General features: G+C 71.6%; 1 protein-coding gene. It reads right to left on the reverse strand.

Annotated elements, in window-relative coordinates; all coding sequences use genetic code 11:
- Window positions 1-215: winged helix-turn-helix transcriptional regulator (locus tag OP79_RS49510; RefSeq protein ID WP_033330073.1), on the reverse strand; the 215-nt coding region annotated here is incomplete at both ends.

Genomic DNA, 215 nt, shown 5'->3' on the forward strand with positions numbered 1-215 from the left:
GGTGGAGTGTTCCGTGGAGCACTCGACGACGACGCGGACCGGGGCGTCGCAGTCGGTGTGGCGGACGTCCAGTGCGGGGCCCTCGGGGCCGAGGGCGTACGTCTCGCCCCACTGGGTCAGTGCCATCAGGACGGGCCACAGGTCCCAGCCCTTGCGGGTCAGGCGGTATTCGTTGCGGGAGCGGCTGCCGGGCTCCCGGTAGGGGACGGTCTTGA

The organism is Streptomyces yerevanensis, assembly GCF_000716805.1.
GTDB lineage: Bacteria > Actinomycetota > Actinomycetes > Streptomycetales > Streptomycetaceae > Streptomyces > Streptomyces flaveus.